General features: G+C 63.2%; 8 protein-coding genes. 5 read left to right on the top strand and 3 right to left on the bottom strand.

The genetic code is table 11. From position 1 onward, the window contains the following. A partial coding sequence (locus A9513_RS01505; RefSeq protein WP_304362925.1) for a KinB sensor domain-containing domain occupies positions 1-428 on the bottom strand: 428 nt, incomplete at its 3' end. Further along, positions 425-1,771: a sigma-54-dependent response regulator transcription factor AlgB gene (gene algB, locus A9513_RS01500; RefSeq protein ID WP_024764997.1), complete on the bottom strand. Its 1,347-nt coding sequence runs from the start codon at positions 1,769-1,771 to the stop codon at positions 425-427. The genes A9513_RS01505 and algB, both read right to left, overlap by 4 nt. A 227-nt stretch (positions 1,772-1,998) precedes the next feature. Between algB and A9513_RS01495 the strand changes: the two genes are divergently transcribed. The 5 genes from A9513_RS01495 to A9513_RS01475 all read left to right on the top strand — a co-directional run bounded on the left by A9513_RS01495 (position 1,999) and on the right by A9513_RS01475 (position 4,763). After that, on the top strand, positions 1,999-2,853 hold the full coding sequence (locus A9513_RS01495; protein WP_065083784.1) for a BON domain-containing protein: 855 nt from the start codon (positions 1,999-2,001) through the stop codon (positions 2,851-2,853). A gap of 32 nt (positions 2,854-2,885) precedes the next feature. Beyond that, the gene (locus A9513_RS01490) at positions 2,886-3,320 is read left to right on the top strand and encodes a PA2169 family four-helix-bundle protein (protein WP_037010327.1); all 435 of its coding nucleotides are present in this window, start codon (positions 2,886-2,888) and stop codon (positions 3,318-3,320) included. A gap of 278 nt (positions 3,321-3,598) precedes the next feature. Further along, positions 3,599-3,916 (top strand): hypothetical protein, encoded by a 318-nt coding sequence (locus A9513_RS01485; RefSeq protein ID WP_065083783.1) that lies wholly within the window; start codon positions 3,599-3,601, stop codon positions 3,914-3,916. 174 nt (positions 3,917-4,090) lie between these two features. Next, entirely contained in the window at positions 4,091-4,252 is a 162-nt protein-coding gene (locus tag A9513_RS01480; protein WP_017518828.1) for a DUF1328 domain-containing protein, read from the top strand. A 40-nt stretch (positions 4,253-4,292) separates the two neighbouring features. Beyond that, a complete protein-coding gene (locus A9513_RS01475) occupies positions 4,293-4,763 on the top strand; it encodes an inhibitor of vertebrate lysozyme family protein (RefSeq protein ID WP_024764993.1) in 471 nt (156 codons plus the stop codon). A 188-nt stretch (positions 4,764-4,951) separates the two neighbouring features. Here the strand turns inward: A9513_RS01475 and A9513_RS01470 are convergent, their stop codons facing one another. Then, the gene (locus A9513_RS01470) at positions 4,952-5,611 is read right to left on the bottom strand and encodes a DUF3313 domain-containing protein (protein ID WP_024764992.1); all 660 of its coding nucleotides are present in this window, start codon (positions 5,609-5,611) and stop codon (positions 4,952-4,954) included. Positions 5,612-6,000: the final 389 nt, after the last annotated feature.

The raw sequence follows: 6,000 nt of genomic DNA, 5'->3' as shown, positions 1-6,000 counted from the left end.
ACGTCCAGGGTGCGGCTGAGGTCGCTGTCTTCCAGCAGTTCCGGGCGCCCCGGTCCAGGCGTATCGGTCGCCTCGACGAACAGTCGGTGGGCGTCGGCGATCTCCGTCATGGCCAGGCGTTCGCCGCTGTTGCGCGCGAGCGCGCGGCCACGCTCGAGCGCCTGGGAGAAATGCGTGCGGGCCAGTTCCAGATGTTCAGCGCTCGGTCGCGCGCTGAGAACCTGCACCAGTTCATCGCCCAGCGCCTGGCGCAGGCGCTGACTGACCTCGATGGCTTCGAAGTTGCGCTGGATCAGCTGGGCCTGCTGACGGCCGGTCAGCACCACGCTGAACAGGCCCAGCAGCAGGCCCAGCAGGGCTACCGTGATGAGTGCGGAGATGCTGAGAAACAGTCTCGTGCGCAGCGTCATCGGGATAGGCAGGTTCACAGGCTGTACTGCTTGCGCTTGCGATAGAGGGTGGAAGCGTCGATCCCCAGAGTCTTGGCCGCCTGGTCAAGGGTAGCGCTGGAGGCCATCACGGCGGCGATGTGGGCTTTCTCCAGTTCCTCCAGGCTCATTGCCTCGCCGATGCGCGGTGCGGAGTTGGAAGTCTGTTCCCCGATGGCGAGCTGTTCCACGCCAATGAGATCAAGATTGCAGATGATGCTCGCCCGTTCAATTACGTTGCGCAGCTCTCGCACATTCCCCGGCCAGGCGTAGCGGCGCAGCAGCGCGCGGGCCTCGTCGGTGAAGCCGCGGGCAGGGCGGCCGTAGTCCTTCACGAAGCGCGCCAGGAAGCGTTCGGCCAGGCCGATGATGTCCTCGGCGCGTTCGCGCAGCGGCGGCAGGTTCAGCACGATGACGTTCAGACGGTAGAGCAGGTCTTCGCGGAACGCGCCCTGGGCGACCATGCCGGCGAGATCCCGGTTGGTGGCGGCGAGGATGCGCACATCGGCGTTGCGGGTCACCGGGTCACCGACGCGCTCATACTCCTTGTCCTGGATGAATCGCAGTAACTTTGGCTGCAAAGTGAGGGGAAAATCGCCGATCTCGTCGAGGAACAGCGTGCCGCCATCCGCCTGGCTGATGCGCCCCAGGGTGTTTTCGGTGGCGCCGGTGAAGGCACCGCGGCTGTGGCCGAACAGCTCGCTTTCCATCAGTTCGGCGGTCAGGGAAGGGCAGTTGATCGTTACGCAGGATTTCTTCGCGCGCTTGCTCCAGTTGTGGATCGCCCGCGCCAATTCGCCCTTGCCCGAGCCCGACTCGCCGAGGATGAGGATATTGGCGTCGGTGGCGGCGACCTGGCGGGCGGTTTCCAGCACAGCGGCCATGGCCGGGCTGTGGGATTCCAGCACGTCGCCCTGTTTGCGCATCTCTCCTTCCAGCGCCTCGATGCGCGCGGTGAGCTGGCGCACTTCCAGTTGCTTGGCGGCGGCCAGGCGCAACTGGTCGGGGCTGCAGGGTTTCACCAGGTAGTCGGCGGCGCCGGCCTGCATGGCGTCCACGGCGGTGTCCACAGCCGAATGCGCGGTGACTATCACCACCCGCATCCAGGGCGCCTGCACCCGCATCTGCGCCAGAACGTCCAGGCCGTTGTCATCGCCCAGACGCAGGTCGAGGAAGCAAAGATCGAATACCTGACGTTGCAGCAGGTTCTCGGCCTGCTGTGCGCTGCTGGCGGTCGCCACGCTATAGCCTTCGTCCTCCAGGCAATAGCGGAACGAGCGCAGGATGGCGGACTCGTCATCGACCAGAAGGATGCGGCCCTGCTGTTCAGGCGTTGCGTCCATTCAGCGTTTTCCTCGTATGAATCGTTGTTGTTAAGTGTGGGATTTTGCTTAGTCCAGGGATTTTCGTGCAAGTTGCAAGAATCTTTCGCTCCCCTCGGGCAGGGTGCACAGTCAGGGGTGCTGTATGAATTACTCAACACATTGAATTAAAAGATTTTTATTCTAATAAACGCACTGGCATGGGGCTTGCGAATCCAATAGCGAAACATCGTTGGACGGAGACCGCCATGCCTAACCCGAAGATCCTTGTCCTGGCGCTGGGTTCCGCGCTGCTCGCCCTGCAGCCTCTCGCCAGCCACGCTGCCGAAGCCGGAATCGCCGCGCAGTTGGCCGAAGCCCGCCAGGAGGGCTCGATCTGGACGGCCATCAATCTCAATCGCGAACTCAAGCCTTACGCCATCAAGGTGGACGTCGAGAACGGCCGCGCACAACTGACCGGCGCTGTCGCCAGTGAGGAGCAGAAGGCACTGGCCGGGCAGATTGCCGGCAGTGTCGAAGGTATCAGCGCTGTGGATAACCAACTGGCCGTCGATGCCTCCCTGGCGGATGCGCAGAAAGGCGATGCCGCCAAGGACGATGGCGTTGTGCAGCGCTGGGACGACGCGACTCTCGCTGCCAAGGTGAAATCCAAGCTGTTGCTGGAAAAACGTGCCGATGGCCTGGATATCAAGGTCACCAGTCGCTCTGGCGCCGTCACGCTGGAGGGCACGGCTGCCAGCGAGGACGCCAGCCAGCAGGCTGCTCATCTCGCCGCGCAGACCGAAGGCGTCACCTCTGTGGATAACCGCCTCAAGGTCGACCCGGATGCCGCGTCGACGCAGAAGCTGGAGAAATCCGTCGGCGACGCCCAGGCGGCTGTCAGCGATGCCTGGATAACCAGCCAGATCAAGGCCGGCATCCTCTCAGCCCACGCGCTGGATGGCCTGTCCATCGGTGTGTCCACCCGCGATGGCGTGGTGACCCTCAGTGGCCAGGTACCGAGCGCCGACGAGCGCCAGCAATTGATCGATTCCGCGCGCAAGACCCGCGGTGTGCGTGAGGTGGACGCCACCGCGCTGAAGGTGGCCGGCCAGGCCGCCTAACGCTTCCACCCTTCCTTGCAGGAGTAACTCCCATGTCCCGCATGACCAGTCAGCTCAACGAACTTATCGAGATCACCCGCGACGGCCAGCGCTTCTACCAGCACGCCATCCAGGAAGTGAAGGACGCGCGTCTGCAGAGGCTGTTCCAGTCCATGGCGCAGGCCAAGACCGACGTGATCAATGCTCTCGCCGGCAAGGTTGCCGCCAACCATGAGGAGCCCGCCACCGGCGGCACCCTGCTGGGCAAGCTGCGCCAGGTCTACGCCGACACCCGTGCCACCCTGGCGAGCGACGAAGGCGCCACCTACGTCGCCCAGTTGGAGGAAACCGAGGATCGCATCCTCCATGCCTTCGAGGACGCCATGCAGAAAGGCACGCCGGAAACCCAGGCGTTGCTGCGTGCCGAACTGCCCAAGGTGCGGGCCTGCCATGACCAGATGAGCCAGCTCAAGCACTCGCTGAAGTGACGTGGTTCACAGGGCGCAGGGACGCGCCCTGGAAGCGGGGTTGCAAAACGCACGACCAATCCTCCCCCATCGTGCAGGATGCAGCTCAAAGGGACTTTAGTACTAGATTCAAGTTATTGATTTATAAGGTAAAAATAGAAAATTCAAGACTGGCACGCGGCGTGCAATTTCTCTGACAAGCCAGTCAACAAACCACCCGCGGCGGCGAGAGCGAAAAGTCCGATAGAAAACGGACCATAGCTCGAACAAGAAGACCGGAGGCGGGCAGGAGAAACGGGATGAACAGCGCAACGAACAGCCAGGTGCACGTCGCACGAATCGATGTCTGGAGCCGGATCTTCTTCGCCGGTGCCCTTGTGCTGCTGCTGATCAATCAGGTGCAGCTGCAGATGCAGGTCTCCCGCACTCAGGCCGCCAGCGTTGCGGCCGCTTACGTGCCGACCACCTCCAGCACGCCTGGCCTGTACCGCGAAGCTTCGCGTTATCCACAGACCGCGCCGGCTCGCAACCAGCCCCAGGTGCTGCCTGCACCGCAGGCACAGACCCAGGCGCAGGTGCAGCCGATGGCGCGACCGCAGGGCGGCTGGGTGTTCTGACCGAATTCATGAATCGCCGGCGGGCCGAGGGCCTGCCCGATACGTCCGCAGTGCCCGGAAGCGCCCGGGCGGACAAAGCCTTCCGGAGGCTGCCTTGCGAATACTCCGCGGGCTTTCACTGGAGCAGGCACCTGGAGTGGGTGCCGAACCGACAACGAGAAGAGGAGAGACCCCATGCTTAGCTGGGCACTGACATTCCTGATCATCGCCATCATCGCCGCAGTCCTCGGCTTCGGTGGTATCGCAGGCGCAGCCACCAGTATCGCCAAGATCCTGTTCGTGATTTTCCTGGTGCTGTTCATCGTGTCGTTCTTCATGGGTCGTCGTCGAGGTTGATGCCCACGGACCAGGCTGAAGACGAGCAAGGAGCTTACCGATGAGTTTTACCCGCAGCCTCCTGCTGTCCCTTCTGCTTGCCGGCGCCGGGGCGAATGCCCTGGCCGCCGAGGCGGACAAGGACGCGCAGTACCGCCTCAACGAGCTGATCGCCACCGACGAGCAGTACCGTGAAACCTGGCAATCGGTAGTCAAGGACGAGAGCCGCCTGCCGGACTGGGTGATGAACCTCAGCGGCACCGCCTCGCCGATGCAGGCGGTGGACGAGCAGGGCGACAAGTATCTGGTGGGTCAGCTGTGCGAGCAGCACAACTGCGCCGCCGAACGGTTGTACGTGGCCTTCACCTGGGACAAGGACAAGGCCTACGCGCTGTATGTGAAGGTTCCCGAGAACCTGCCGGCGGACAAGTCGCCGAGCAAGCACGCCAGTTTCCGCTGGCTCGGCGAGCCGGACGATTCGGTGAAACGGATCCTCGACGACCAGCTCAAGAGCGATCCCAACTGGTATTGATGCACCGATTTCGAATACCGCGTCGCCATTACGGCGTACGCATGGCCAGGGGGCCGGGACGTTCGGGATGCGCCATGTCTTGAGCGACCTAGGGGTACAGGGAGTACCTCCGCGTCAGCGGGCTGGGTCAGGCAAGGCGTACGGAACCGGGGCGACGCGCTCGCACCGGTTCCGGAGCGCCACACAGGTCAGGGCTTGAAGTTGGCCGCGTCGCGCGCCCAGCCATCGAGTACCGGCTTCAGGTCGTCGAGGGTGAGGTGAGTGCTGGAGTTCTCCAGCGTCTTGCCTGCACCCTTGCGCACCACCTTGGCGACCGGCTTGCTGGTCGCGCCATCCAATGCCTCGAATTCCACGAAAACCTCGGTGTCCTGGTCACGTGTGCCGATGGCGGTCGATGTTGCCGCTACCACCAGAGCGATCGGGATGACTTCATAGGCGTGCAGGCCTTCGTTCGATACGTCCACACCGCTGATCGCGGTGCGCAGCACCAGCGTGTCGCGGTCAGCCTGCTGGACGATGCGGTAGCGGCTGCCCAACTGCAGTTCGACCTGCTTCTTCAGGTAGTCGGGAATTTCGTTGAGGGTTGTCTGATCGAGGTTTTCGTTCGGCTTGGGCGGCGGGTAGTAGACCGGCCGCTCGACCAGCACCGAGCTGTAGTTCGCGAGCTTCAGGTTCGGGTCGACCCAGCGCAGCACCGGCTGGCCACTGGGCGAAGTGGCGGGCTTGAGTTGCGAGTAGTCGCCGAGGAAGCCCGAGTACTGCGAGGCGTCCGGTTTCTGGCTGGAACAACCGGCCAGCGCGAGTGCACCGGCAAAAAGCAGGGTAGGTACTACAGAGCGTCGCGTCATGGAGCGTCCTTATTCAGAGTGTCACCGCGTTGTGTTTTCATCACATCGAACAACCCATTGCTTACCCGGCTGTCGCGGCGGCAGGGTATCCGCGCCCTTGCTCGAAACCGCTCGAACTTCACTGATGTCGGTCAATCCGCACTCCGAAGGATCCGTCCTACAATGCCTCGCCGATCCCCGTCGGCCGAATCGACGGCCCTCCGGCATCCCAATAATGAAGAGCGGAATCCGACACTTATCCACAGTGCCTGCTTTCCCGCCAGCCTCGCAGTCGAAGGGCCCTTTTCCTCGCCCTCGGCCATCCATGACGGTCCCCTGGCGGCGACCGTACATCCGGTAACAAGAACCCGCCCGTGAGCGCGCGCGGACTTCTTATCCGAACAATCCGG

The organism is Pseudomonas sp. AU12215, from assembly GCF_001675465.2.
Classification (GTDB): Bacteria; Pseudomonadota; Gammaproteobacteria; order Pseudomonadales; family Pseudomonadaceae; genus Pseudomonas; species Pseudomonas nitroreducens.
This window is presented reverse-complemented; position numbering and strand designations above follow the sequence as displayed.